Raw genomic sequence first — 24,910 nt, 5'->3', positions numbered from 1 at the left:
CATACTCGGTCAAAGTGTGGGAGCTGGCTTGCTGTGGCGAGGGAGCTTGCTCCCGCTGACTGCGCAGCAGTCTCCGGCTTTTTGGGGGCGCTTCGCACCCCAGCGCAAGCAAGCTTGCTCGCCACAGCGAACCAGCTCCCACAGGGAGTTTGCGTCAATTTCGCAAGATTCATCATCCTGTAATCCCCGCGCCGCCAAACCGTCATCCCCCACGCCCATCCTGTACTCCCCGTACTCGCATTGGGAGACTCCAAATGACCCGGCCCTACGAAGACAGCAACAGCACCGTCAAGACCCGTCGTCAGCAGGAAGACCAGCGCCGCATGGCGTTCCGTCGCGCCATCGAAGACCGTTGCGAGGAGCGCCAGTTGCTCCAGAGCATCAGTGACTACCCGGAACTGCATTGGCAGGCATCCGTGGCTGCCCAGCGAAACGCTCAGCCAGCGCGCTGATCTGCACCCGTTCGCTGCGAATAAAGCCCAGGAACGCATGGGCCACCGGTGACAGGCGTTTAGCCTTGGCCTGCACCAGGCACCAACTGCGGTACAGCGGCAGTTCTTCCACCGGCAGCTCCTTGAGCCCGCCGGTGGCCAGCTCCAGGTTCAAGGCGTGGCGCGTCAGCAATGCCACGCCCAACCCTGCACTCACACATTCACGCTGCGCCTCGGCCGAGGCCACTTCCACCGTCTGGGTGAAGTGCACGCGTTTTTCCTTGAAGTATTCCTCGCAGGCCAGTCGCGTGCCAGAGCCCGGCTCGCGGATGAGCAGGGTATAAGGCTCCAGGTCCTGCAAGCGCAGTGGCCCTTGCAGGCTCAACGGATGATCTGGCAGCGCCACGGCGACAATCGGATTGTTGAGAAACGGCAGGAATTCCAGGCCCATGTCCTGGGGCACCATGGACATGATCACCAGGTCGTCGCGGTTGTCCGAGAGCCGGCGGATCACCTGGGCACGGTTGACCACCGTGAGCTGCAATTGCACTTCCGGATGCTGGCGCTTGAAGGCGGCGAACAGGTGCGGCACGAAATACTTGGCGCTGGACTCCACCGCCAGTTTCAGTTGGCCTTGCAGTGAGCCCTGCATGTCCGACAGCTGCATATCGAGGTTTTCCAGGCGCCCGAAGATGTCGCGGCTGGCCCGTTGCAAAGCTTCGGCGGCCTCGGTCATGTAGAGTTTTTTGCCGACATAGTCGAACAGCGGCTGGCCGATCAGTTCTTCCAGCTGGCGAATTTGCAGGCTGACCGCCGGTTGGGTGAGGGACATTTCCTCGGCAGCACGGCTGTAGGAACGCAAATCACACACTTCATTGAAGATCTGCAATTGACGCAATGTCATACGCATCAATGACTTACGCATTTTATAAAGCCTCGGCCCCTTGGTGTTCCGGCCAACTATAAGTCTTTACTTATACACAACCCAATAATTATTGATTTTTGTTAATTCTCCTGTGCGCATAGTGTGTGTCTCGCGACTGTCATGAAACATTTGGTCACGCGCCGGCCCGGCTGCAACGGGTCGAAGCACGCAAATCGGCTCAAGGGAATTTCCAAGTGATAAAAAAGATCCTGATCGCCAACCGTGGTGAAATTGCCGTACGAATCGTGCGTGCCTGCGCCGAGATGGGCATTCGCTCGGTCGCGGTTTATTCGGACGCCGACCGCCATGCGTTGCACGTCAAGCGTGCCGACGAAGCCCACAGCATCGGTGCCGAGCCACTGGCCGGTTACTTGAACCCGCGCAAGCTGGTGAACCTGGCGGTGGAAACCGGCTGCGATGCGCTGCACCCCGGCTACGGCTTCCTGTCGGAAAACGCCGAATTGGCAGATATCTGTGCCGAGCGCGGCATCAAGTTCATCGGCCCCTCGGCAGAAGTGATTCGCCGCATGGGCGACAAGACCGAAGCGCGCCGCAGCATGATCAAGGCCGGTGTGCCGGTCACGCCGGGCACCGAAGGCAACGTTGCCGACATCCACGAAGCCCTCACTGAAGGCGACCGTATCGGTTACCCGGTGATGCTCAAGGCCACCTCCGGTGGTGGCGGCCGTGGCATTCGTCGTTGCAACAGTCGCGAAGAACTTGAACAAGCCTTTCCCCGCGTGATTTCCGAAGCCACCAAGGCCTTCGGTTCGGCGGAAGTGTTCCTGGAAAAATGCATCGTCAATCCCAAGCACATCGAGGCGCAGATCCTCGGTGACAGCTTTGGCAACGTGGTGCACCTGTTCGAGCGTGATTGCTCGATCCAGCGTCGCAACCAGAAGCTGATCGAAATCGCCCCCAGCCCGCAACTGACCCCGGAACAGCGCGCCTACATCGGTGACCTGTCGGTGCGCGCCGCCAAGGCCGTGGGCTACGAGAACGCCGGCACCGTGGAGTTCCTGCTCGCCGAGGGCGAGGTGTACTTCATGGAGATGAACACGCGGGTGCAGGTGGAACACACCATCACCGAAGAAATCACCGGCATCGATATCGTTCGCGAGCAAATCCGCATCGCCTCCGGCCTGCCGTTGTCGGTCAAGCAGGAAGATATCCAGCACCGTGGTTTCGCGTTGCAGTTTCGTATCAACGCTGAAGACCCGAAGAACAACTTCCTCCCAAGCTTCGGCAAGATCACCCGTTACTACGCCCCTGGCGGCCCCGGCGTGCGTACCGACACGGCGATCTACACCGGCTACACCATCCCGCCGTTCTATGACTCCATGTGCCTGAAACTGGTGGTGTGGGCGTTGACCTGGGAAGAAGCCATGGACCGCGGCCTGCGTGCCCTGGACGACATGCGCCTGCAAGGCGTGAAGACCACTGCCGCCTATTATCAGGAAATCCTGCGCAACCCGGAATTCCGTAGCGGCCAGTTCAATACAAGCTTTGTGGAAAGCCACCCTGAGCTGACCAACTACTCGATCAAGCGCAAACCCGAAGAGCTGGCCCTGGCCATCGCCGCCGCCATCGCCGCCCACGCGGGCATATAAACATGCAGCTGCAAGTTCCAAGCGGCAAGCTACAAGTAAAAGCAGATTGGCTTTTTCTTGCAGCTTGTAGCTTGAAGCTCGTAGCTATGAGGAGTCCCGAATATGAGCAAGAAGATCTTCGTAACCGACACCATCCTGCGCGACGCCCACCAATCGTTGCTGGCCACCCGCATGCGCACCGACGACATGCTGCCGATCTGCGACAAGCTCGACAAAGTCGGCTACTGGTCCCTGGAAGTCTGGGGCGGCGCGACCTTCGACGCCTGTGTGCGCTTCCTCAAGGAGGACCCGTGGGAGCGCCTGCGCCAACTGCGTGCCGCACTGCCCAATACGCGCCTGCAAATGCTGCTGCGCGGCCAGAACCTGCTGGGCTACCGCCATTACAGCGACGACGTGGTCAAAGCCTTCGTGGCCAAGGCGGCGGTCAACGGTATCGACGTGTTCCGCATTTTCGATGCAATGAACGACGTGCGTAACCTGCGCGTGGCCATTGAAGCGGTGAAAGCCGCTGGCAAACATGCACAAGGCACTATCGCCTACACCACCAGCCCAGTGCATACCGTGGAAGCGTTCGTGGCCCAGGCCAAGCAACTGGAAGCCATGGGCTGCGACTCCATCGCGATCAAGGACATGGCCGGCCTGCTCACGCCCTACGCCACTGGCGAGCTGGTCAAGGCGCTGAAAGCCGAGCAGAACCTGCCGATCTTTATCCACTCCCACGACACCGCCGGCCTGGCCGCGATGTGCCAACTCAAGGCCATCGAAAACGGTGCCGACCACATCGATACGGCCATCTCCAGCTTTGCCTGGGGCACCAGCCATCCGGGCACCGAGTCGATGGTCGCAGCCCTTAAAGGCAGCGAGTTCGACACCGGCCTCGACCTGGAACTGCTGCAAGAGATCGGCCTGTACTTCTACGCCGTGCGCAAGAAGTACCACCAGTTCGAGAGCGAATTCACCGCCGTCGACACCCGTGTGCAAGTCAACCAGGTGCCGGGCGGGATGATCTCCAACCTGGCCAACCAGCTCAAAGAGCAGGGCGCCCTGAACCGCATGAGCGAAGTGCTGGCCGAGATTCCACGAGTGCGTGAAGACCTCGGCTTCCCGCCACTGGTAACGCCGACCTCGCAGATCGTTGGCACCCAGGCGTTCTTCAACGTATTGGCCGGCGAGCGCTACAAAACCATCACCAACGAAGTGAAGCTCTACCTGCAAGGCGGTTACGGCAAGGCGCCGGGCACGGTGAACGAAAAACTGCGCCGCCAGGCCATCGGCAGCGAAGACGTGATCGACGTGCGCCCGGCGGATTTGCTCAAGCCGGAAATGACCAAGCTGCGCGGCGAAATCGGCGCATTGGCCAAGTCCGAAGAAGACGTGCTGACCTACGCCATGTTCCCGGACATCGGGCGCAAGTTCCTCGAAGAACGCGACGCCGGCACCCTGGCCCCTGAAGTGTTGTTGCCGATCCCGGAAGCGGGCGGCGTGGCCCGTGCTGGCGGTGAAGGTGTACCGACCGAATTCGTTATCGACGTGCACGGCGAAAGCTACCGTGTGGATATCACCGGTGTCGGTGTAAAGGCCGAAGGCAAGCGTCACTTCTACCTGTCCATCGACGGCATGCCGGAAGAAGTGGTGTTCGAGCCGCTAAACGAATTTGTCAGCAGCGGCGGCAGCAAGCGCAAGCACGCGACCGAACCGGGCCATGTCAGCACGGCGATGCCGGGCAATATCGTCGATGTGCTGGTCAAGGTCGGCGACGTGGTCAAGGCCGGCCAGGCCGTGTTGATTACCGAAGCCATGAAGATGGAGACCGAAGTGCAGGCAGCGATTGCCGGCAAGGTCGCCGCTGTTCATGTGGCCAAGGGCGACCGGGTGAACCCTGGGGAAATCCTGATCGAGATCGAAGGCTGATTACTCAGCCTTCCAACTACCGCTTTAACCTCGGGGGGGCATGTGCCCCCTTTTTTTTGCTGATTTTTTGACCATCAGGCGGTGATTGCCGGGCTCTCCTTGCGTTTGAATTCGACAAAAATGCCCTTCGGGGTGTAGATCAATTCAGGTTCCAGGGTGGTCAGGTTACTGCTGATGGCGCCGAACCTCCCATCAATGGTGGTCGCTTTGGCGATGGGTAGCTGGCGCTTGAGCAACTCGTCGCTCTCTGGCTGTACGTCAAGGTGCAGGGTGGGGTTCCCCAACGTTAATGTGTTGCCGACGTTCAGCACGGAGTGCTGTTGATCCACGCCGATTTTGAAATTCACGCTCGATCCTGGTTTCAGATTCAGATCGTTGGTGATCCTTGTCCGCGCCGTAATCGCGGGGTCGAGCAGCAGGGTGCCGGCTACGTTAAGATTGTCGACGTTACCGCCGGAATAGCTCGCGCCCGGCTCGATATCCATTGTGCCCTTGATCCCACTACGGTTGATCAACGTCGCGTCGCTGTACACCTTGCCTTGTCGGTTGGCGTGCAGTGCACCGGTCAGCTCCCAGGAGCCTTTGCCGACCCACAGATGCTGCATTCTTGTCGCCCCTTCAAAAGTCCCTCCTTCAGCGTCGTCGAGAATCACCTGATTGGTGCCACTGCCCCCATCCACTTCGCCGTTGAAACGGCTGCCTTTCTTGATAATCAACAGATCGTCACCGCCTCCCATGTCGAGGGCTACGCCGTTGCCGCCGGTGATAACGCCCTGATTGGTCACTTCATCGGCTTTATTTCCGTCCAGCTTCACACCCGTGCCTGTTGCACCGGTGATGACCCCTCGGTTATCCAGCCAGACGGAGGTGAGCCCGGAGCTGACCAAGCCATGAACAGGCGCCTTGATCTGTACATCCGGGCTGTTGACGATTTCAACGGCTGTCATGAGGTGGGGGTTAGCCAGATTGGCGTCGCTTTGGGTCAGTTTGGCCAAGTGGTCGATATTCATACCGTGACTGCTCGCTGAGCCTGGGGTAGTCATGAGTTTGATGGTATGGGTATTGAGCAAGCCATTGGACGGTTGGCTATGGGCAGTCTTGAGCTCGCCAGACATCGCTGGCGGGTGTGCAGGGGGCTCTGCTGGTGTGGCCGGGGTGACGGCAGCGGCGAGGGACTGGGTGCCATGGGCAAACAGCATGCCCATGGAAGGGATAAACGAGAATGGCGAGATCATGGTTTCCGGCCTCTTCGGTGTAGGAGGCCGGAGTGTAGCGAGCACAATCACCGGCTTAATGTCAGGCGTTGTAACCGGCTTGAGCGTGAAGTTTCCTCAGTTGCTGTCTTAAAACCCCATCTTCCATTCGCCTACCAGCCCATGGTTACGGCTGTTACTGCCGACCTCAGCGGTGTACGCGACGCTCAGTGCCTGATGAGCAGAAAGGCCTATGTTCAACCCCGTGCGCAGGGCCAGGCTGTCGCGGTTCAGCGAGACGCCATCGACGGTGAAATCACTCTTTTCTCCGGTCAGGTCAATCAGTCGGGAAGATTGCTTCACGCTGCTTTGCACGTCGCCGTAGAGGTGCTTCCAGTGGGTGCTCAAATGCGGGGACAGGCTCATGTTGTTATCAAAACGATAAAGGCTGCCCAAGCGAAGCCCCAGGGTGCTGCTGAGGTTTTGCTGGGTTTGCGCACCGACATTCAACGCCGCAAAGCCGCCTTTTTCCTTGAAGCCTTCACGATGGTAGCGCTGGTACCCCAAGCCTGCGAACGGCTCGACGCTTAACGTATCCTTGCCCAGCTGGTAGCCCATTTCGCCAAACACGGTTTGGCTTTGGGCCGTGTATTTGCCTTTGAGTTGCTCGCGATAACCCAAGAAGTCGATATCGACACCGCGTTTGTTTTGCCCGTCATGGTTGCTGTAGATGGCACCCAGGCGCAGAGCCAGCGGGCCGTCCTGGCGTACGGCGTATGCGCCCAGATGCCAGCTGTCGAGCGCTGCTTTGAAACGCTTGTGCTCAAACTCGCTTTCGGATTTGCCTCCCACCACACCGGCACGCCAAGCGTGATCGACTGCCCAGTCGGCGCCCAGAACAACGCCCTTGGTGCTTTGCTGCAACCCGACGCTGCCATATTGGCCGTCAAGTTTGCCGTTGTGGCTGAGGCCTTTTACCCAGATGCGGCCATCGGCATCGTCTGCGACGTTTGCTGGCAGGTCGCGCAGGACCGAGAGCAGCGTGTCGCTGACCTGTTGCGTGCTCATTTGGGTGGCTGCGGCAAGGTTGGCATTCTGGCTGCCCGCGAGTTGTTCGAGGGCCTGAGCGACCTTCCCCGGTGCGAGGTTATTGAGGTATTCGCCGATATTGCCCAGTTCGTACCTGTCCCAGGGGGTGAGTTTGTCTGATTCAAGTAGCGATTTGACCGCCGCGTCCACGGCCAGCGCCAGGCGCTGGCCGTTGCGAGTGTTTGTGTGTTCGGCCAGGTAAAAATCGACGGGGGCGTCTGTCGAAAGGCGATGCAAGACGCCGTCACGATTGATTGACCCGGTCAGTTCTGTGATCCCGGACCGATCGAACACGTGTTCCACGCTTCCCTGCGCTTGGGCAAATTGAATGCTGCTGGCGGCCAGCCCGAAGGACATGACGAGCACGAGTCGCTGTAAGGTGAATGGCATGCAGTCCCAACCTCTTGATTAATGAGGCCGGGAATTTAGGCGAGGTGAGGGGGGGATAACTGTCAGGCCATCGACCCCTGATTTGCGGGAGTTGTCTCTAGTACGGTGCGATTAAAAACTCATCTGCCATTGGCCGGTCAGTGCATGGTTGCGGCTGTTGCCGCCCACTTCGCCTGTATAGCCCAGGCCCAGGCGATGGCGGGCGGATAAGCCCAGGTCCAGGCCCGCTTCCAGCAACAGGCTGTCCCGATCCAGGGCGCTGCCTTGCACATTGAACGCCGTGCCCCCCGCCAGGAAAGCCTGGCCGGTGGTGCTGTCGACATCGCCATAGGTGTGCTTCCAGCCAACGCTGGCGCGGGGTGTGAGGCTGACGCCGTTGTCCAGCTGGCTCAGGTGCGCCAGGCGCAGGCCGAAGGTGCTGCTGAAGTTGTCCTGGGTCTGGCCCTTGACGTGTAACGCAGCGGCGCCGCCTTTTTCTTTATAGCCGTCGCGCTGGTAGCGCTGGTAGCCGAGGTTGGCGAACGGCTCTGCGCTCAAGCGACCTGTGCCAAGGGCGTAGCCCAGTTCAGCAAAAGCCTGCTGGCTGTTGGCGTCATAGTCGCCTTTGGGGCGGTCGTTAAAACCGTTGAAGGCCACCGTGCGTTTACTGTCGCCTTGGTGCCCGCTGTAGGCAGCACCCAGGCGCAAGGCCAGTGGGCCACTCTGGCGCAGGGCATAGACGCCGGCGTGCCAGCTGTCGACGCTGCCGTCCACACCGGCGGTGTCCAGGTCGGTCTTGGAATAACCCCCCAGCACACCCAGGCGCCAGTCGCCGTCCAGCGCCCAATCGGCACCGAGCACTGTGCCCTTGGTGCGTTGGGTCAAACCGTCACTGCCGTGCTCGCCGTCGAGCTTGCCGTAGCTGCCGATACCTTGCAGCCACAGGCGGCCGCGGGCGTTCGGGTCATTGAGGTTGCGCACCTCGGCGGGTACGCCGGTGGCCGCCAGTGCGGGTGTGTCTTTGCCGTCCAGCCCCACCAGCAGTCCCGCACCGCCGCCCACCTGGTGCATGGCGGCGAGCATGCTGTTGCCAACTTGAGCACTGGCATTGAGGGTGGCGCTGGTGAGGCTGGCAGTGCTGCTGCCCGCCAGTTGCTCGATGGCTGCACCGGCTGTGGCGGTGGTGGTATTGAGCAGGGCGTTGTACAGCGGATTGTTCGTGCCCAGGCCCGCCAGGCTGCTGGCGGCGCTGGCACCGTTGGCGGTGCTGGCGAACTGGTTGAAGGCGATGTCGTTACGTGTGTACGTGAGGCCGACCTGAGTGGCGCTGTAATCCAGGGTTGGGGTCAGGAAGGCGTAGTCGCTGGTGACCTTGCCAAACGTGCCGTTGATGCTGCCGGCTTGCAGCACGCTGTAATGGCTTTGCCACGGGTAGGTGCCTTCGCCGGGGTTGACCGCCAGGGTCGCGCCATTAAGGTAAGCGGTGCCGCCGACCTTGATCGGTGCGCTACTGCCGTCGGCGTTGACGCCATAGGCGAGGGTCGAGCCGCTGCCCATGCGCAAGTCACGGCTGATGCTGGCGGTACCCAATGCGGTGTTGGTCTGCAGGGTGCCGTTCATCAGCAGGCTGCCCACCGAGCCGCCGCCGGCATACACACCGCCTGCATCGACCGTCACATTACCGGCAATGCCGCCTTGGTTGACCAGCTTGGCACCGCTGGAAATCTCGCCGCCGTCGCTGAAATCACCCTGGCCGGTCAACGTCCAGATGCCTTGCTTGACCTCCAGCCATTCAAGGTTGCGGCTGTCGCCAAAACTGCCCCCTGCGACGTCGTCCAGGGTCAGTCGGTCGTAACCGCTGCCGCCGTCCACTGTGCCGATAAAGCGGCTGCCATTGCGCAAGATCACGTGGTCGTCACCGCCGCCCAAGTCCAGGGCCAGGCCATTGCTGGCACTGATCGTGCCGCTATTGATGACTGTGTCGGCGTAATTGCCGACGAACTTCACACCAAAGCCATCCAGGCCTTGAATCGTGCCGTGGTTCTCCAGGGTGGTAGTCGCAAGCCCGGGCCCGTCGCTGCCGTCGTCCACCAGGATGGCATTGTTGGCACCACTGATCAGCGCGCCCTGGGCGTTGTAGATAGCGCCGCCGCCCAGGGCGATCCCGTCGCTGCCGTTGGCAAAGCCGTTCTTGTCGACACCCCCGGCGCCGACACCCTGGATGACGCCGTAGTTTTCGATATGGGCGATCTTGTCGATGTCCACGCCGTCACCGTCGCCATCCGGTTGCAGCCCGGAGAACGCGCCGGTGATGGTGCCGTGGTTGATCACAGTGCCGTCGCCATCGGAACCAAAGCCCGAGCCGTTGCGGCCGATCACCGTGCCGTAGTTGGTCAGCGTGGCGCCCTCGTCCGTGGTGATGCCATGGCGGCCACCGGAAATCAGGCCGTAATTGGTGACCGTTACGCCGCTGGCGGAGTCGATGTCCACGCCATCGAACTTGTCATCGCGGGAGAAGGTGTTGCCGGTGGAAATCTCGCCGTAGTTAGTGATAGTGGCGTTGGCGCCGGTCTTCATGCCGTCGCTGGCCTCCCCGCGAATCAAGCCACCGGCACGGTTGATGATGGTGGTGGTGACGTTGCTGCTGCGCAGCGCATCCAGGTCCAGCCCTTGGCCGGTGGCCGAGCGAATGGTGCCGCTGTTGTCGATCAGCACGCTGCCGCTGGCAAAGTTACTGTTGATGCGCAACGCATCATTGGCGCCTTGGATCACCCCGCCGGCAAGGTTGTAAATGCCGTACCTGCGCTCCCCGCTGACACTTCCTGAACTGTCGATACCCCGACCGCCACTGGAGACCAGCTTGCCCGCGTTAGTCACCACCACCCCCGCACCGCGGGTGCCGTCCTTGAGCGTCACCGCCACCCCAGAGGTTGTAATGCTGCCAGGCGCCGACGTGGTCAACGTATCACTGTCCCCCAAGGTTTGCCCCTGGGTGGTAGGCGTGTCGATCTGCAGGGTTTTGGCTGCGGCTGCTTCGATGAAACCACCGCTGGCCAACAGGGTGATGGCGAGCGCGAGGCGTTGAGGAGACGGGGGCATGCTGGGCGACCTTGTTATGGCAAGCGAGTCGACCTGTATAGCGGAGGGGAGTTGCAGGAATGTGTCGAAAAGATGACGACAATGAATATGCAATCTATTGCAGATCCTTGAGCCTATTCAGCCTGAGCGCTGCAATATATTGCACATTCTGCACGTCAACCGCGCCGCACGTAGCCCTTGCCGAAATGCCGCTCCATCCGCGCCTGGATCAATTCGAGCCCCAGGGACATCACCCAATAAATGATCGCCGCCGTCGTGAGCATCTCGATATAGCGGTAGCTTGAGCGGCCATAGGACTGCGCCAGAAACATCACTTCCCACACGCCCATCACGGAGATCAGCGACGAATCCTTGAGCATTGAGATGAACTGGTTAGTGGCCGGCGGGATGATGGTGCGCATGGCCTGGGGGAGGGTCACGTGCCAGAAGATCGCCCTGTCGCGCATGCCCAGGGCCAGCGCAGCCTCGCGTTGACCATGGGGCACGCCGAGGATGCCAGCGCGGAAAATCTCGCTCAGGTAGGCGCCGTAATTCAGTGACAACGCGATGATCCCGGCGACGATGGCGCCTGGCACCAGCCCCAATTGCGGCAGGCCCAGGTAGATCAACAGGATCTGGATCAGTAGCGGCGTGCCGCGAAAGAACGAGGCGTAGAAACTGGCAATGCCGAACGCCACGGCACTTTTGGACAGGCGCCCCAACGCGGTGATAAAGCCCAGCACCGACGACGCGACAATGGCGCACAGGCACAAGAACAGCGTCAGCGCCGCGCCTTGCAGGAAGCCGTTGGGCGCAAGGTGCAGGCCGACCAGGTTGGGCAGCTTGTCGAGGATGATCGAGAACTTCAGGTCAAAGCTAAGGAAGAAACTCGCAAACAGCGCGAACAGCGCCGCCCAGGTCAGGTAAAGCCGTAGGCGAAAACTCATCGGCTTATATCGGCGCCGATCCATTTTTGCGACAGCGCGCTCAAGGTGCCGTCCTGCTTGAGCTGGGCGAAGACCTCACGCACTTTGCTGTCCCACTGCGGGTCGTCTTTCTCGATGGCCACCGAGTTGGGCTCCGAGTACAGCGGCGCACCGGCGAGCTTGAAACGCTTGTCCTGGGTCAGGCGCGGCTGCGCGGTGACCAGGTTGGTGAGGATCGCATCCAGGCGCACGCCAGCGCCCAGGCCCAGATCCTGGAACGCCACGTTGTCGGTGTCGTACGGGGCGATCTGCACCTCCTCGAACGGGTACTGCAACTGCGTGTCTTCGGCGCCTTCGATCACCAGGTTCTTGTTCAGGTAGCTTTCGTAGCTCGAGGCGCTGGTGAGGCCGACTTTCTTGCCGCTCAGGTCCTTCGCTTCGTGGATGCGATCGTCCTTGGCATTGACCACGATCACGGCGGGTGAGGCGTAGTACTCCACCGGGAAGTCGAACACCTCGGCGCGTGCCTTGCTTGGGGTCATGGAGCAAATGCAAATGTCGTAGCGCCCGCTCCAGCGGCCGGCGGCGATCACGTCCCAGGATGGGGTTTCCAGGCGCAACTTCACGCCCAGTTTTTGCGCCACGGCCTTGGCCACGTCCACGTCGAAACCGTCGAGCTGATTCTGGTCATTGAGAAATGAAAACGGTGGATAGCTTTCCATCAGCACGCCGACCAGCTCTTTCTTCTGCTCGACACGATCCAGCGTGGCACCGCCAAAGGCTTGGGTTGAAGCAGCCAACATCGTCAGGCCCAGGGCCAACAGCGGTCTGAATTTCAAAATCGAACACCTGAATAAAAAAGAGGTTGTTATTAACCGAACGGTACGCATTAAATAGTTATAAGAACGACTCTCATAGTGAGTTATTTTCATAAGCATATGAGTAAAAAGCATATGGGCGCAGTAAGCACAGTAATTCTCGATGGTGGCATGGGCCGTGAACTGCAACGCCGTGGCGCGCCGTTCCGTCAGCCGGAATGGTCGGCACTGGCCTTGAGCGAAGCGCCGCAAGCGGTGGAGGCGGTGCACGCGGCCTACATCGACAGTGGTGCTAATGTGATCACCAGCAACAGTTACGCGGTGGTGCCGTTCCACATTGGCGAAGCGCGGTTTGCCCAAGAAGGGCAGGCGCTCGCCGCCCTGGCCGGTGAGTTGGCGCGACGGGCGGTGCAGGCCTCCGGTAAAGCCGTGCAGGTAGCCGGCTCACTGCCACCGCTGTTTGGCTCTTATCGCCCAGATCTGTTCCAGGCCGAGCGCGTCAGTGAGTTGCTCACCCCCTTGATGAACGGCCTGGCGCCGCATGTCGATCTGTGGCTGGCGGAAACCCAGAGCTCAATCGCTGAAGCGCGTGCGATCCATGCCGGGTTGCCGAAAGATGGCAAGCCGTTCTGGCTGTCGTTTACCTTGAAAGACGAAGACACCGACGAGGTGCCGCGCTTGCGCTCCGGCGAACCGGTGGCGGACGCAGCCGAGGCGGCGGCGCAACTGGGCGTGCAGGTATTGCTGTTCAACTGCAGCCAGCCGGAAGTGATCGGCGCGGCCATTGATGCGGCGCGGGCAACTTTCGAACGATTGGGTGTAGCGATTCAGATCGGCGCCTACGCCAACGCTTTCCCACCGCAACCCAAGGAAGCCACGGCCAACGATGGTCTGGACCCGTTGCGCGACGACCTCGACCCGCCCGGCTACTTGCAATGGGCGGCCGATTGGCAAGCGCGCGGCGCTAGCCATTTGGGTGGGTGCTGCGGCATCGGACCCGAGCATATTGCGGTGCTGGCCCAGAAGTTGGCTGGCTGAGCCTAAGTTCCGAGAGTCGCCACCCTCCAATGTGGGAGCTGGCTTGCCTGCGATGGCATCAACTGGTTTGCCTGATACACCGAGGTGTCTGTATCGCAGGCAAGCCAGCTCCCACACATGTGAGTATTAATCCCGACACTCTGTGAGTGTCTTCAACTGGCCCGAACTACTCTGGTTCGCCTGCGACAACCACGCCTCAAACCCGGCACCGACCTTCGGCCATTCCGAATCCAGGATCGAATACCACGCCGTATCGCGGTTCTGCCCCTTGACCACCATGTGCTGGCGGAACACCCCTTCAAAACTGAACCCCAAGCGCTCGGCTGCGTACTTGGACCGCGCGTTGCCGTTGTTGCACTTCCACTCCAGCCGACGGTAGCCCTGCTCGAACGCATACTTGGCCAGCAGGTACACCGCTTCGGTGCTTTTCGGCGAGCGCTGCATGGGTGCGCCGAAGGTGACGTGGCCGATTTCGATACGGCCTTGCGCCGGGACGATGGACATCAGGCTGAGGATGCCCTGAACCTGGCCCGTCGCACGGTCGATCACGCTGAAAAAGTACGGGTCGCTGTGGGCTGCGTGATTGTTCAACCAGGCGTCGAAGGCACTGCGCTCGGTGAACGGGCCGTAGGGCAAGTAATCCCACAGCTTCGGATCGGCCCCTGGGCCGTCAAGGGCTTGCCACAGTTGATCGGCATGGCGCGCCGGGTCGAGCTTTTCCAGGTGGATAAAACGCCCTTCAAGCAGTTGCGCAGTCGGCGCCGGGACGCCTTTCCAATCAGCGAGGGAATTGATCATGCAGTGCTCCTTAAAGACCTTTGCGAAATTGGATGAAGCCTGGGCGTTCGGCGATGCGCTCATAGAGCTGGATCGCCGTGGCGTTGGTCTCATGGGTCAACCAGTGCACCTTGCAGCAGCCATCGGCCTTGGCGGTGGCGTAGACGAATTCGATCAGCTTGCGACCGACGCCTGTGCCACGTTGGGCTGGGTCAACCAGCAAGTCCTGCAGGTAGCAGGAGTTCTCGATGCTCCAGTTGGAGCGATGGTAGATGAAGTTGACCATGCCCACCGCCTTGCCGTCCTCCCAGGCCAGTGCCGAATGGGTCGGCTCGCTGGGGTCGATCAGGCGTTGCCAGGTGCTTTGGCTGACGGCGTCCGGCAATTCGGTGTTGTAGAACGCCAAGTAGGCCTGCCATAGCGGCAGCCAGGCGGCTTGGTCGGCGGCTGTGACCTGGCGAATGTCGATCAAGCTCATTCTGAAACTCCTTGGGGAATAAAGCGGGCGAGGGTCTGGTCACGTACATCGGCACTGGCGGCCAGGCCGTCACGGACACCGGCCATGTCGGCGGCGCTGCGGTTCTGGCTGAGTTTGCGTTTGCCCACCAGGCGTTCGATCGGCAGGGCAAAGCCGACAATGGCCTTGAGCATGCCGTCGATGTAGTCCGCCGGTGCGTCGCTGACACGCCAGGGTTGGGCGCGGGCGCTTTCATGGCGGTCGGTGAGGGCGGTGACCACCTTGAGCAAGCGCTCGGCGTCGCTGAATACCGCAGGCGTGCCATAGGCGTGCACGGCGATGTAGTTCCAGGTCGGGACCACTTTGCCGTGCTCGGCCTTGGCGGGGTAAAACGCCGGGCTGATATAGGCGTCGGCACCGGCGAAGATCACCAGCGCTTCACCGCCATTTTGCAGCTCGCGCCATTGCGGGTTGGCCTTGGCCAGGTGACCGTACAGCGTGCCATTGGGCCCTTCATCGGGGTTGAGCAGCAAAGGCAAGTGGCTGGCTTGCAGGCCGTTTTCACCCACGGTTACCAACTGCGCCAGACGGGTGTGCTGGATCAGTTGCTGGATTTCGGGCAAGTCATCGAGAGCAAAGGCTCGGGGTGTGTACATGGAGATATTCCTTGGCGAATGCCTGCATCCTAGGCAGGCTATTGGTTCGTTGTAAGAGCCATCTCGCGCTATTTTCATAGGTCCAATATGCCGCCTGTTTCGCCACCGCTGTCCTTCAACCCCGCCGGTATCGAGCTGGACCGCCGCCAGGGCCTCACGCGCCAGCTTTATGAGGCCCTGCGCCAGCGGGTATTGGATGGGCGATTGGTCAGCGGCACGCGGTTGCCCGCAACCCGAGATTTGGCGACAGCCTTGTCGATTTCCCGCAACAGCGTGGTGCGCGCCTACGACCAGTTGTATGCCGAAGGGTTTATCGAGAGCCGGGTGGGTGATGGCACCTATGTTGCCCAATTGCCGATGCCCCAAAAACTATCCACAAAAGTATCCACAGGGTTGTCAACAGGCTTATCCCCAGGGTTATCCACAAAATGGGCAAATTTACCCGAGGATTTGGATGACGAAGTTATCCACAGTGCCGGGTTGGCGCGGGTAAAAGACCACCACCTGCCTCAGCCGCCTTCGGGGCCGCCTCGGGCATTTCGCGTGGGCGTACCCGCCTTCGATCTGTTCCCGTTTGAGGTATGGGCCAAGCTGAATGGGGCGTTCTGGCGCAAACCCGACCTGGAACAGCTGTGCTATGGCGACCCGGCAGGTGATCGCCGCCTGCGCGGTTTGATCGCCGCGTACCTGCGCAGCTCGCGTGGCATGCAATGCACGGCTGAACAAATTGTGATCACCAGCGGCGCACAGCAGGCCATCAGCCTTTGTGCACAGTTGCTGGTGGAGCCTGGGGATGGCGTGGCGGTGGAAAACCCTGGCTATCGCGCGGCCGGCCATGCATTCGCTTTGGCCGGGGGGCGACTGCACGGCGTGCCGGTGGACGGTGAGGGCATGGATTGCCAGGTGCTCAGTGCCCTCAATGATTGCCGCGTGGCGTATGTCACGCCTTCCCATCAGTATCCGCTGGGCGTGGTGATGAGCCTGGCACGCCGCCTGGAGTTGCTGGCCTGGGCCGAGCGTTCAGGCGGCTGGATCGTGGAGGACGATTACGACGGCGAGTACCGCTACAGCGGCGCGCCGCTGTCACCATTGGCCGCGCTGGATCGCAGTGGCCGCGTGCTGTACGTGGGCACCTTCGGCAAGGTGGCGTTCCCGGCGTTGCGCCTGGGTTACCTGGTGTTGCCACCGGGCCTGGTGCAAGCCTTCACCCGGCGCCGCGCGGTGGACGTGCGTCACTCCGAAGTCAGCACCCAGGCGGTGATGGCCGAGTTCATGGCGGCGGGGCATTTCCAGCGCCACATTCGCCGGATGCGCCGTGCTGCGTTGAGCCGACGCAATGCCTTGTTGGCTGAATGGCCAGAGGCATTACCCGGTGTTGGCCCATTGCCCAACGTTGCAGCGGGACTGCACTTGACGGTGCGTGTCGACAGCGTGTCCCGCGAGCAACAATTGCTAAAGCAAGCTCATGCAGTCGGTGTAGAGATCAACGGCTTGAGCACCTATTGGCTGCCAGACTCCAGCACACCGCCGGATCAACGCGCCGGCCTGGTGCTGGGGTTTGCTGCCGTGCCTGAGTCGGGCATTGCGCAGGCGCTGGAGCGTTTGCGTCTGGCTTGGCTGCCATAAGCCGATCAGGTGTTGAAGAACAGCGACTGGGCCAGTTGGGCGCCGATGCTGCTGCGATGGATTTCAATCATGTCCCAGTCACTGGGGCCGGTGCGCTGATAGGCACCGCCTAGACGTTGTTGCTCGCGGGTCTTGAGGTGATCCTTGGTGAAGTTTTCCAGCGCGGCATCTTTTGTTTCATAGTGAAAGTGCGCGTACCACAGCACAGTGCCGTTTTCTTTGTCGCGAATCTCGTACTCGTCCAGATAGTCCTTTTTGGGCCCCTTGAGGGGGCGGCGGCTGATGACCTTGACGATGCGGATCAACCCTTGGCTGTTGAGCCAGTCAACCCGTTCGGCGGTTGGCGCTTGATGCTTGATCATGTCGATGTAGTGTTTTTTACCAAGCCGATAGAGGCGTTGCGCCGCGTCGTTGAGCTGGCGCTTGGTTGAGGCGGCAGAAGCGTGATCGCTTTCAGTAAGATTGCGCTGGGTCAGGGCTTCTTCGATATCGTTTGAGGCTTTTTCCAGCGCCTTTGCATGATCATCGAACATGTCTTGAATATCCTGCGGCGCATGCCAGGGTTTCCTGGAGAAACCCTGGTATTTACGGGTTTCAGCTTGTTCGCCATCCAATAGCGCTTGCCCCGTGTTGATGCTGGTGTCCAGATCCACAGCTACCGGTGCGCTTGGCTGCGATGGGGCTTTCTGCCGTTTAACCCAGACTCCCGGTGCCTTCTCATGAAACGTGGCGAGCACCTTGCCGGTCATGTGTGCCTTGACGTCGACCAACGAACTGTCTGCTTCGCGGGGCTCACCCATCACCAAGCCGTGATGACGTGTCTTGATCACTTTACGCCTTGGGGCGGGCTCGGCCCTGGAGCTGCCGGGCTTGGGCTGCTGGGCTTTTTTCTCTCGCAGCAGGTAGGCCAGGTCGTGGATGGCCCGTTGGCTGAACTCGCTTATTTGCAGGCGAAAACGTTCGAGGCGGGGTTTGAGCAAGTGCTGCGGGTAATCGGCATGCAGATCCAGCAGGCGTTGGTCGGCGCTGGAAAATTGCTCAACGAGGCTGTTGAGCACCTCGATACGATTATCCAGCGAGGCGCCATTACCGCGTTCAATAATCTCACTGAAACTTTCAACGTTGATTTCGGCTGAATCGACGATCTGGCCCATTCGCTCACGCACGGTGGCTGGAACCTGGCTTTGCGTCTCATCGATACACAAGTAACGGCCCAAGCCAATCTCGAGAGATTTGAGTTCAATGAGCGTGAGCTGCGGCAACTCTCGCATGGTTTTACGAATGATAGCCGCGCCTTCATCTCCCAGGGTTTTAAGTTCGTTGAAGCGGTCGTTGATGAATTCCAGCCGCCTGATGATGCCAAGGTTCTGAGTGGACAGGGTTTTTGCGATTTTTGCCTGGTTTTTATAGTCAATGTCTACCTCGGCATCAAGAACCGGCAACGACGCCTTCAAGGCTTTCTTGTAGCTCTTCACCTGTTGCTCCATGGCTATTTGTGTCAGTTGCACCTGTTGTTTCAGGTAACCGCTCATGTTGCTCTGGTAGGTGGGTACGGTGTCGATGATGCTCAAGGACTTCAGCTGGCTGATCGCTTCGTCGTACGCCGCCAGCCGCCTGTCGACCTTGTCGATGAACGCTGTACGCTGCAGGTCCGTGGACGGCCCCGGGGTAGCGTCCAGCGCGGGCTTTGATTCAAGCACGTCCAGTTGTTGACTGGCGGCGACGGCGTCAAAGGCGTTGAGCTGCCTCTTGAGTGCTGCAATGCGCGCAGGCTGATCGACCTTGACCGCCCGCCGGCGGTTTCTAAGACCGCCGCCGCGCAGTCGCAGGCGGATGTCGACAAACCACTGGCCCGCCAGGTTGCCGATCAGCGGCGGGCCTGTACGCAAGGGAGATTTGGAGTCGATGATAATGACACTGTCGTTGTCATCCACGATGACTTCGAACCAGCGCTCACCAACGGGTGCAAACCACCGATCCGCGAGTGGATAGAGATTGAGGTGGCGGCCGGGGGTTTTATTTTGCTCGCCAAGCTTATCGGGTTTGGCAACATTAAAACTGTCGAGTGTTCTGGCCAGTCCCAGGCGACTATGGCTCAGGGCGCCGCGCGTGTGTACGGCACCTTCATGCTTGGCAGGTAGTTGATTGTCGGGAATATCCGGTTGCTGCACGCAGGTATATTTTTTCTCGGCAACCGGCGGTTTGCTCACCGTTTCGATTGTCGTTTGTTCGGATTCAGGCTCAATCCTGGCCGCATCGAACTGCTTTCGAGGTCGCGGATGGCGCAGGGCTATATGCAGAGTCAGCGCCATTCCCAGGTTGAGGAATACATCCACCAACGCAGTCCAGGCCGTTGAGTGGTCATCCTTGTTCACGGCCTCCTCGGCAGCTTGCAGGTCGTCCATGATTTGCCAGATCCAGGCGGCGACTCCCAGGGTGCGGCCCATGAACGGCAGCGCGGCACTGAATATTTGCCAACCTGCATGTCGAAAGGTCGCCCACCGTTTCTGTACGTTGGATACCGACTGGCGTGTTGCCAATTCGACCATGGCATTGGCATTGGCCTTGAACAGCGTCGCTAACGCGTCATTGCCTATTTCTTCGTTGGTCAGCGTCACGGGGCCGCTCATGTACAGCACGGTAAGCGGCTCGACCAGTGCGCGCACCACGGTCCAGGGCGAGGGAAGGGTGTCGGGGAACACATATTGTGCATAGTTGAAGCGTTGCGCGTCGGGCAGCCAGGCCAGCACTGACTCGCGCAAGGTACGGTCATGTTTGATGGCGTACAGCAGGTTTTGCCGCGATGCAAATTGCATCAGCGTCGGTTCGAGCAGGGGCCGATAAAGCACGCAGGGGCCGGCGTCGGAATGCCTCGGGCCGATCACGAACATATTGGCGACCACGTCTTGCTCATGGCCGGGGCGCAAGGTGGGCACAAAGGCCAGGCAGCGAATGACAATGGGCTGCCCATCTACTTTGCGCTCCTGTTCTTCGTTGTGCATCACCGCGGCGATGTAGCGGTAACCGCGTTCATCGACGCCGCCCTGGCCGCGGATTTTCATCTGCAAGGCCAGCAGTGGCAGTTGCACCTGAAGGTGGCGGGTGTAGATCTGCTGTCGATGGCGCGATTGCAGCGGATCATCGAGCAGTTTTTGTTTGACCAGGGCTGGGTAGTTCTGGCCTATATCAATGTCTTCTATGACGTCTTTCAGAAAGCGGTAAGTCAGCCAGGTGGGTACACCGTTGTCCTTGCCGTTGTAGTGCACGGTCGCGTTGCCGGTAGGCAAGCCGGTAAGGTTTTCCAGGGCCAGGTCGATCAGGTCACGACGAGTGATGTCGACGGCACCCGGAATGACAAATGTGCCCCACAGAACCGGGCTTTCAATCACAACCTCGACCTTATCCAGATTCAGACTCACGCCCTTTTCCGGGACGCGGATATGGCTGTGCAACTGAGTCCGGGCATAGTCACGAATAGACGGAATGCCGTCCTGGAATGTTTCGCCGTGGTAATGGGTGTGCAGTTGGGCCAGGTCGATCATATAGCGGCTGTAGGCGGCGGTATCGGAGTCCGTCGCCGAGGTCAGCCAGTCCGGGAGTTGTTGGTGAATCTGGCGAATATTCGACAACTGGTGATCGCTCATCTCTTCGATGCTCGGCACGATCCGGGCGACAGTTGGGGCGGGCGGCTGATCCTGCAGGCCGGCCCCGCCGAGGCTGCCAATGACCTGGATTTGCAGCGAGATCAGCGTGCAGGCCAGCGCATCGAAGAAGTTGCCATCAGGCTCGTACAAGCGCCATTGCAAGGTAGCGTCCTGCTCTGGTGCATTCAGCCTTGCCGGCAGCGAAGCACCGAACTGGGCCAATGACTCGAACGTCTCATACCCGCTCACAAGCGAGTGCGTCAGCACCATCGGGCGGTTCTCGTGTTCGCCCACCAATACGGTAAGGTCCAGGAAGTAGAGGTGGGTAGACTGGCCATCTTCAAGAATATCCACGTCAACCAGGTAGGCATGGGTTTTATAGGGGTCTTTCAGCGAGCGCCTGGCTCGGTCGGGCTCATGAAAAACCGTGCGGGCCATGGCGCATTCGTGCTCATCCAGACCTTGCTCTTCGGTGATGTTCCACACGTTTCTCAACGCGCTGGAGAAGGCCTGCCAGCGTGGGCCGGCTGCGCCATTGGACGCGTTCCAGAAGTCCAGCTGCTGCTCCTGGAACGCGGCGAACAGCAGGTCTGATAACTCGTTGATCAGACGTGCAATGGCATCGATTTTCACCGCGAGGTGTACGGGAGCCGTAGCGTTGGGTTGTAGCGTGAGGAAGTGTTGACCGTCGAGGTAGGTCACCCTGTCGCTGGACAGTGCCTGATGAGCAAGCACCGAGGTGAGTGATTCCACAGTAGCGGGCGCGCGCTCGACGGCGTTACCGACCACCTCCCATTGAGGGCTGACTACCACGGCCAGATCGGGGTCGATATTCAGGTTGGGATACAGCTCTTTGAGTGCAGAGCGCAGTGTGGCGGCGGCAACTTCCCGGGCGGTGGGGCCGGTGGTTAACTGGGTAAGCAGTTCATAGGTACTGGGCGGGCGGTGATTATTAGCGGTGTCATTGGGCATGTGCAGCTCCTCTGCATTCGATGGCCCGGACGGGCTTCGCAAATGAGCAAAGTAGCGAGCTGCGTTGCGTCGAGGGCGGTAGATACGTCGAGGCGCATCTACGCCCGCCAGTGTTTCACGTGCCGGATTTGATCTTGGTCCAGGCTCTGGTCCTGGCGCGCTCCGCATCACGCCCCAGAGGCTTTAACGTATACAACGTCGCCATCGCCGCTTCGGTCGGGTAGAGGTTGGGGTTGTTGCGAATGGTCGGATCGACTCGTTCGGTCGCGTCCTTGTTAGGGTTGGGATAACCGACAAAATCGCTGATGGGCGCAATAACCTCGGGCTGTAGCAAGTAGTTGATAAAGGTATAGGCGTCCTGTGGGTTTTGCGCGCCCTTGGGGATGGCGAGCATGTCGAACCAGATCGGCGCGCCCTCTTTGGGCAGGCGCATGTCCACGGAGACGCCGTTTTTTGCCTCTTTGGCACGGTTGGCGGCCTGGGAGAAACTGCCGGAATAACCCACCGCGACACAGATGTCGCCATTGGCGATGTCGGCCATGTACTTGGACGAGTGAAAGTAAGTGATGTACGGGCGGATCTTCATCAACAGCGCTTCGGCCTTGTCGTAGTCCTTGGGGTTGCTGCTGTTGGGGTCCAGGCCCAAGTGCTGCAACGCCAGGGGCAGGATCTCCGAGGGCGAGTCCAGCAGTGCGACGCCGCATTGCTTGAGCTTGCTGATGTTCTCTTCCTTGAAGATCAGGTCCCAGCTGTCCACGGGGGCGTTGTCGCCCAGGGCCGCCTTGACCTTGGCTGGGTTGAAGCCGATCAGGATGGTGCCGTACATGTAGGGCACGGCGTATTGATTGCCGGGGTCGTTGGCTTCGATCAGCTTCATCAGTTTGGGGTCAAGATGGTTCCAGTTCGGCAACTGGCTGCGGTCCAAGGGCTGGAACACGCCGGCTTCGATCTGTTTGGCCAGGAAAACGTTGGACGGTACCACCACGTCATAGCCGGAGTTGCCGGTGAGCAGTTTGGCTTCCAGGGCTTCGTTGGTGTCGAAGATGTCGTACACCAGCTTGATCGACGGGTGCTGGGCCTTGAAGTCTTCCAGCGCCTTGGGCGTGATGTAGTCGAACCAGTTGTAGACCTTCAGGGTTTTTTCTTCGGCCTGGGCTGCGCCGCTGACAACCACGGCGCACAGGGCGAGCGACTTGAGTATGTTCATTGGGCTGCTTCCTCGAAACCTTCCAGCACGTTGACGGCGTTGATGCCGATTTCTTCCACCGCGTAGCCGCCCTCCATCACGAACAGCGTGGGTTTGCCCAGGCGGGCAATGCGTGCGCCCATGGTCAGGTAGTCCGGGCTGTCGAGCTTGAACTGCGAGATAGGGTCGTCCTTGAACGTGTCCACGCCCAGGGACACCACGATGATGTCGGCGGCGTAGCACTCGATTTCGGCGCAGGCCTGTTCCAGCGCGGCGCTCCAGGCCTGCCAGCCGGACCCGGCCGGCAACGGATAGTTGAAATTGAAACCCGCGCCTTCGCCTTCGCCATGCTCATCGGCATAACCGAGGAAGAACGGAAACTCTGCCTCCGGATGGCCGTGAATCGAGGTGAACAGCACGTCGCTGCGCGCGTAAAAAATGGACTGCGTGCCGTTACCGTGGTGGTAGTCCACATCGAGGATCGCGATCTTTTTGCAGCCCTGATCAAGGAATGCCTGGGCTGCGATGGCCGCGTTGTTGAGGTAGCAATAACCGCCCATCAAATCGCTGGCGGCGTGATGCCCCGGCGGGCGGCACAGCGCGAAGGCACTGTGGGCGCCTTGGGCGATAGCGGCCTGGGCGGTGAGGGCAACTTGTGCTGCGCTGTAGGCCGCTTGCCAGGTGCCGGCTGTAATCGGCGCACCACCGTCGAAGCTGTAATAGCCCAACTGGCCGTGCAGGCTGGTGGGCATCACGCGGCGCAACGTGCGCGCAGGCCAGGTGTAGGGCAACAGATCGCCGTCCTGGTCGTATTCGGTCCAGCGCTGCCAGGCGCCTTTGAAGAAGTCGAGGTAGTCGCGGCTGTGGATACGTTGCAGCGGTGCCAGGCCGAAGTCCAGCGGTGCTTGCACGGGCCCCAGCTCCCGCGCCTTGACCCGTTGCAGCACATGGTCGGCGCGCGAGGGCATTTCGAAGCAGGGCATCAGTTGCCCGTCCATCAGTTCACAGCGGCCATGGTGCAAATGATGATCGTCCGAGTAGATCGTCAGCATGTTGTTGTTCTCCGAAGGCTCTGGGGTATGCCTTGCAGTGTTGCCAGACGCCGGGTTTTGGAGAACGGCAGGAGCGGCCAAAAGGGGATCGATATGGCCAATGTGTCTGTCCGCTATTCGCCCCTTGCTAAGGCCTGAACTGACTCGGTGCCACACCGCTCCAGCGCACGAACGCATGCCTGAAGCTCGCGGTCTCGCTGAAGCCCAGTTGCTCGGCGATCCGGTAGATCGGCAGTTCATCCTCCCCCAGCAACTGTTTGGCGCGTTCGAAGCGTAGTTCGTCGAGCAACTCCTGATAGCTGCACCCCAAATCATGCAAATGCCGGCGCAGGGTACGTGCTGAACAGTTCATCTGCCCTGCCAGTCCCTCCAGGCCCGGAGCGGTATTCAGTTGCGCGGCCAGTAACAGGCGCACACGCCCCAGCCAGGCCTGGCGACCGGTGAACTCGGCATTCTGCCGCCGGCAGCGTTCCACCATGGCGCAGTGGGTGACGGCGTCGGCCAGCGGCAGGGGTTGATCGAGCCAGTCACGGTCGAACGCAAAGGCATTGCTGGCGGCGCCAAATTGCAGCGGGCAGTCGAAGCGTTCGGCGTAGCGTGCTCGATAGTCGGGCGCTGGGTATTCAAAGCGCGCGCCGAGTAATGGCAGTGGTTGGCCGAGCAGATCGTCGCCGATGACTTTCAGCGAGAGCAGGCAGAACTCGACATTGAAGGCGTGCAGGGCTGGGTCTTCGCGATAGTCACTGGCGCTGAACCAGACACGCTGGCCGTCCTCCTCCAGGCTCAGTTCAAAAAGTGTTCCCAACAGCGCCGGGTAGCGCAGGGCCAGGCGCAAAGCGTCACCGAAGGTGGCACTGGTGAGCAGTGCATAACCGAGCATGCCGTAGGATGACACATGCATGCGCTGGCCCAGTTCCAAGCCGATACCCCGGCGCAACGCCACGGCGTTGGCGCATACGCGCATTTCCTGATGAGTGGTAATACGCGTATCGGCGCGGCCCAGGTCGGCGCTGCTGATGCCACTGCCGGCCAGCAGGGTTTGGCTGGGTATGCCGTCAGGCTTGAACGTCTCCAGTATCAGCGAGACCGCATTGAGGGTGGTCAGGTGTGAATGCAGCATGATCGATTCCAGCCTGGGTTTGCCAGGCTGGA

General features: G+C 60.4%; 18 protein-coding genes. 5 read left to right on the top strand and 13 right to left on the bottom strand.

All coding sequences use genetic code 11. The features are described 5' to 3' along the window. Positions 1-254: 254 nt before the first annotated feature. Entirely contained in the window at positions 255-452 is a 198-nt protein-coding gene (locus GIW79_RS03325) for a PA3496 family putative envelope integrity protein (protein WP_072445664.1), read from the top strand. Here GIW79_RS03325 and GIW79_RS03320 read toward each other — a convergent pair. Then, positions 382-1,356 carry a LysR family transcriptional regulator gene (locus GIW79_RS03320; protein WP_057975225.1) on the bottom strand — a complete coding sequence of 325 codons (975 nt, stop codon included), beginning with the start codon at positions 1,354-1,356 and terminating at the stop codon, positions 382-384. The genes GIW79_RS03325 and GIW79_RS03320 overlap by 71 nt on opposite strands. A gap of 194 nt (positions 1,357-1,550) precedes the next feature. Here GIW79_RS03320 and GIW79_RS03315 point away from each other — a divergent pair, with 194 nt between their 5' ends. Beyond that, complete coding sequence (locus tag GIW79_RS03315; protein ID WP_034129150.1) at positions 1,551-2,966, top strand: acetyl-CoA carboxylase biotin carboxylase subunit; 1,416 nt, start codon at positions 1,551-1,553, stop codon at positions 2,964-2,966. Between the two features lie 102 nt (positions 2,967-3,068). Further along, positions 3,069-4,877: a sodium-extruding oxaloacetate decarboxylase subunit alpha gene (gene oadA / locus GIW79_RS03310; protein WP_034129149.1), complete on the top strand. Its 1,809-nt coding sequence runs from the start codon at positions 3,069-3,071 to the stop codon at positions 4,875-4,877. A 74-nt stretch (positions 4,878-4,951) separates the two neighbouring features. On the opposite strand, the gene GIW79_RS03305 is transcribed toward oadA, so the two are convergent. From GIW79_RS03305 to GIW79_RS03285, 5 genes are all read right to left on the bottom strand, one after another. Next, positions 4,952-5,887, bottom strand: a complete 936-nt coding sequence (locus GIW79_RS03305; RefSeq protein WP_197900104.1) for a hypothetical protein — start codon at positions 5,885-5,887, stop codon at positions 4,952-4,954. 333 nt (positions 5,888-6,220) lie between these two features. Next, positions 6,221-7,549 (bottom strand): autotransporter outer membrane beta-barrel domain-containing protein, encoded by a 1,329-nt coding sequence (locus GIW79_RS03300; protein ID WP_236452659.1) that lies wholly within the window; start codon positions 7,547-7,549, stop codon positions 6,221-6,223. 111 nt (positions 7,550-7,660) lie between these two features. Then, the gene (locus GIW79_RS03295; protein WP_236452658.1) at positions 7,661-10,627 is read right to left on the bottom strand and encodes an autotransporter outer membrane beta-barrel domain-containing protein; all 2,967 of its coding nucleotides are present in this window, start codon (positions 10,625-10,627) and stop codon (positions 7,661-7,663) included. A 155-nt stretch (positions 10,628-10,782) separates the two neighbouring features. After that, the gene (locus GIW79_RS03290; RefSeq protein WP_014720547.1) at positions 10,783-11,553 is read right to left on the bottom strand and encodes an amino acid ABC transporter permease; all 771 of its coding nucleotides are present in this window, start codon (positions 11,551-11,553) and stop codon (positions 10,783-10,785) included. Next, positions 11,550-12,371, bottom strand: coding sequence for an ABC transporter substrate-binding protein (locus GIW79_RS03285; protein WP_236452652.1), 822 nt, complete (start codon positions 12,369-12,371; stop codon positions 11,550-11,552). The genes GIW79_RS03290 and GIW79_RS03285 overlap by 4 nt, the downstream gene beginning before the upstream one ends. A gap of 114 nt (positions 12,372-12,485) precedes the next feature. On the opposite strand from GIW79_RS03285, the gene GIW79_RS03280 reads away from it, so the two are divergent. Next, positions 12,486-13,388, top strand: coding sequence for a homocysteine S-methyltransferase family protein (locus GIW79_RS03280; RefSeq protein WP_236452651.1), 903 nt, complete (start codon positions 12,486-12,488; stop codon positions 13,386-13,388). A gap of 126 nt (positions 13,389-13,514) precedes the next feature. Here the strand turns inward: GIW79_RS03280 and GIW79_RS03275 are convergent, their stop codons facing one another. Genes GIW79_RS03275 through GIW79_RS03265 form a run of 3 tightly spaced genes read right to left on the bottom strand, consistent with a single transcriptional unit; the run spans position 13,515 to position 15,278 of the window. Next, positions 13,515-14,186 carry a GNAT family N-acetyltransferase gene (locus GIW79_RS03275; protein ID WP_236452649.1) on the bottom strand — a complete coding sequence of 224 codons (672 nt, stop codon included), beginning with the start codon at positions 14,184-14,186 and terminating at the stop codon, positions 13,515-13,517. A gap of 10 nt (positions 14,187-14,196) precedes the next feature. Further along, on the bottom strand, positions 14,197-14,643 hold the full coding sequence (locus tag GIW79_RS03270; RefSeq protein ID WP_057975231.1) for a GNAT family N-acetyltransferase: 447 nt from the start codon (positions 14,641-14,643) through the stop codon (positions 14,197-14,199). Beyond that, complete coding sequence (locus GIW79_RS03265; RefSeq protein WP_034129141.1) at positions 14,640-15,278, bottom strand: FMN-binding negative transcriptional regulator; 639 nt, start codon at positions 15,276-15,278, stop codon at positions 14,640-14,642. Before GIW79_RS03265 ends, GIW79_RS03270 begins: the two co-directional genes overlap by 4 nt. Positions 15,279-15,365: 87 nt before the next feature. Between GIW79_RS03265 and pdxR the strand changes: the two genes are divergently transcribed. Next, positions 15,366-16,904 (top strand): MocR-like pyridoxine biosynthesis transcription factor PdxR, encoded by a 1,539-nt coding sequence (pdxR, locus tag GIW79_RS03260; RefSeq protein WP_236452648.1) that lies wholly within the window; start codon positions 15,366-15,368, stop codon positions 16,902-16,904. 5 nt (positions 16,905-16,909) lie between these two features. Here pdxR and GIW79_RS03255 read toward each other — a convergent pair whose 3' ends face one another. From GIW79_RS03255 to GIW79_RS03240, 4 genes are all read right to left on the bottom strand, one after another. Next, a complete protein-coding gene (locus GIW79_RS03255; RefSeq protein WP_057975233.1) occupies positions 16,910-21,520 on the bottom strand; it encodes a dermonecrotic toxin domain-containing protein in 4,611 nt (1,536 codons plus the stop codon). A 115-nt stretch (positions 21,521-21,635) separates the two neighbouring features. After that, positions 21,636-22,727 (bottom strand): polyamine ABC transporter substrate-binding protein, encoded by a 1,092-nt coding sequence (locus GIW79_RS03250; RefSeq protein ID WP_054896069.1) that lies wholly within the window; start codon positions 22,725-22,727, stop codon positions 21,636-21,638. After that, positions 22,724-23,758 carry a histone deacetylase family protein gene (locus GIW79_RS03245; RefSeq protein ID WP_054916930.1) on the bottom strand — a complete coding sequence of 345 codons (1,035 nt, stop codon included), beginning with the start codon at positions 23,756-23,758 and terminating at the stop codon, positions 22,724-22,726. The genes GIW79_RS03250 and GIW79_RS03245 overlap by 4 nt, the downstream gene beginning before the upstream one ends. A 127-nt stretch (positions 23,759-23,885) precedes the next feature. Continuing rightward, on the bottom strand, positions 23,886-24,878 hold the full coding sequence (locus GIW79_RS03240; protein ID WP_236452644.1) for an AraC family transcriptional regulator: 993 nt from the start codon (positions 24,876-24,878) through the stop codon (positions 23,886-23,888). Positions 24,879-24,910 lie beyond the last annotated feature (32 nt).

The sequence above is a fragment of the Pseudomonas sp. PA-7-1E genome, from assembly GCF_021605325.1.
Classification (GTDB): Bacteria; Pseudomonadota; Gammaproteobacteria; order Pseudomonadales; family Pseudomonadaceae; genus Aquipseudomonas; species Aquipseudomonas fluorescens_BV.
Note: the sequence above shows the minus strand (reverse complement) of the source record. Positions and strands in the feature narration are given on the sequence as shown.